The organism is Pseudomonas sp. HMWF006 (assembly GCF_003061205.1).
GTDB classification, from domain to species: domain Bacteria; phylum Pseudomonadota; class Gammaproteobacteria; order Pseudomonadales; family Pseudomonadaceae; genus Aquipseudomonas; species Aquipseudomonas monsensis.
Map to the genome: position 1 here is coordinate 1 of NZ_QAIU01000298.1, position 2462 is coordinate 2462.

At 60.6% G+C, this 2462-nt stretch carries 3 protein-coding genes; all 3 read left to right on the forward strand.

The genetic code is table 11. From position 1 onward, the window contains the following. The coding region (locus DBR24_RS12285; protein ID WP_128614887.1) for an ABC transporter permease subunit at positions 1 to 562 on the forward strand (562 nt) is incomplete at its 5' end. A gap of 1 nt (position 563) precedes the next feature. Beyond that, positions 564 to 2174: an ABC transporter ATP-binding protein gene (locus tag DBR24_RS12290; RefSeq protein WP_128614888.1), complete on the forward strand. Its 1611-nt coding sequence runs from the start codon at positions 564 to 566 to the stop codon at positions 2172 to 2174. A 19-nt stretch (positions 2175 to 2193) separates the two neighbouring features. Continuing rightward, the coding region (locus DBR24_RS12295) for an SDR family oxidoreductase (RefSeq protein ID WP_128614889.1) at positions 2194 to 2462 on the forward strand (269 nt) is incomplete at its 3' end.

Below are 2462 nucleotides of genomic sequence, written 5' to 3' on the forward strand. Positions count from 1 at the left end.
GAGTTCGATCATCGGCGTAATCGCCGGCGCGCTGCAGGGCTTCTATGGCGGCTGGGTCGACTTGGCCGGGCAGCGTTTTCTGGAGATCTGGTCGGGGTTGCCGGTGCTGTACCTGCTGATCATTCTCGCCAGTTTCGTCCAGCCGAATTTCTGGTGGCTGCTGGGGATCATGCTGCTGTTCTCGTGGATGAGCCTGGTTGACGTGGTGCGCGCCGAGTTCCTCCGTGGCCGTAACCTTGAATACGTGCGCGCCGCGCGGGCGCTGGGCATGCAGAACGGCGCGATCATGTTCCGCCACATCCTGCCCAACGCGATGGTCTCGACCATGACCTTCATGCCGTTCATCCTCACCGGCGCCATCGGCACCCTCACCGCGTTGGACTTCCTCGGTTTCGGCTTGCCGGCCGGCAGTCCGTCGCTGGGTGAGCTGGTGGCCCAGGGTAAATCCAACCTGCAAGCGCCGTGGCTGGGCATGAGCGCATTTGCCGTGCTGGCGTTGATGTTGAGTTTGCTGGTGTTTATCGGCGAGTCCGCTCGCGATGCCTTCGACCCGAGGAAGTGAAATGAATCAGGACAATCTGATCGAAGTGCGCGACCTCGCCGTCGAATTTGGCCTTGGCGAGCGCGTCCACCGCGTGGTCGAAGGTGTGAGCTTCGACATCAAGCGCGGCGAAACCCTGGCGCTGGTCGGTGAATCCGGCTCGGGCAAATCGGTGACGGCGCACTCGATCCTGCGCCTGCTGCCCTACCCGATCGCCCGTCATCCGGCCGGCAGCATCAATTACGCCGGACAGAATCTGCTGGCACTGAAAGAAAAGACCATTCGCCACATTCGCGGCAACCGCATCGCAATGATCTTTCAGGAGCCGATGACCTCGCTGAACCCGCTGCACTCGATCGAGAAGCAGATCAACGAGGTGCTGGGCATCCACAAGGGCCTGACCGGCAAAGTCGCGACCCAGCGCACCCTGGAGCTGCTGGAGATGGTCGGCATCCCCGAGCCGCACAAGCGCCTCAAGGCCCTGCCCCACGAATTGTCCGGCGGCCAGCGCCAGCGGGTGATGATCGCCATGGCCCTGGCCAACGAGCCGGAACTGCTGATTGCCGACGAGCCGACCACAGCGCTGGATGTGACCGTTCAGCTGAAAATCCTCGATTTGCTCAAGGAATTACAGGCCAGATTGGGCATGTCGCTGTTACTGATCAGTCACGATTTGAACCTGGTGCGAAGAATTGCGCATCGCGTATGTGTCATGCAGCGCGGTTGCATCGTCGAACAGGCATCGTGCGAAGAGCTGTTCCGTTCGCCGCAGCATCCGTACACTCGGGAATTGCTCGGCGCGGAGCCCAGCGGAGGCCCGGCGAGCAATGAAATCGGCGCGCCGCTGCTTGAAGTCGAGGACCTGAAAGTCTGGTTCCCGATCAAGAAAGGCCTGCTCAAGCGCACGGTGGATTACGTCAAGGCAGTGGACGGCATCAATTTCAGCCTGCCTCAGGGTCAGACCTTGGGGATCGTGGGGGAAAGCGGTTCCGGCAAATCCACCCTGGGTCTGGCGATTTTGCGGCTGATCGGCAGCAAAGGCGCCATTCGCTTTGAAGGCAAGCAGCTAGACTGCCTGACGCAGAACGAGGTTCGCCCGTTGCGTCGGGAGATGCAGGTGGTGTTTCAGGACCCGTTCGGCAGCCTGAGCCCGCGCATGTGCGTCAGCGACATCGTTGGCGAAGGCTTGCGGATTCACAAGATGGGCACCGCCGAGGAGCAAGAGGCGGCGATTATTGCGGCATTGAAGGAGGTAGGTCTGGATCCGGAAACCCGGCACCGCTACCCCCACGAATTTTCCGGTGGGCAACGGCAGCGAATCGCCATTGCCCGGGCTTTGGTGCTGAAACCGGCGCTGATCCTGCTGGACGAGCCGACGTCGGCGCTCGACCGGACGGTGCAGCGGCAAGTGGTGGAGCTGTTGCGTTCACTGCAAGCCAAGTACAACCTGACGTATTTGTTTATCAGCCATGATTTGGCTGTCGTCAAAGCGCTGAGCCACCAGTTGATGGTGGTCAAGCATGGCCAAGTGGTCGAACAGGGAGACGCGCAAAGTATCTTTGCCGCCCCCCAACATCCGTATACACAGCAGTTGCTGGAAGCCGCTTTTCTGGCACCAGCCACTGCGCAATAACCTGAAAGAGGAGCAACACATGGGTTTTCTCGCCGGTAAGCGCGTACTGATCGTCGGTGTCGCCAGCAAGCTGTCCATCGCATCCGGCATCGCTGCCGCCATGCATCGCGAGGGCGCTGAGCTTGCCTTCACTTATCAGAACGACAAACTGAAAGGTCGTGTTGAAGAATTCGCACAGGGCTGGGGTTCGAGCCCTGAGCTGTGCTTCCCGTGCGACGTGGCCAGCGATGAAGAAATCGCCAAGGTCTTCGAAGAGCTGAGCAAGAAGTGGGACGGCCTGGACTGCAT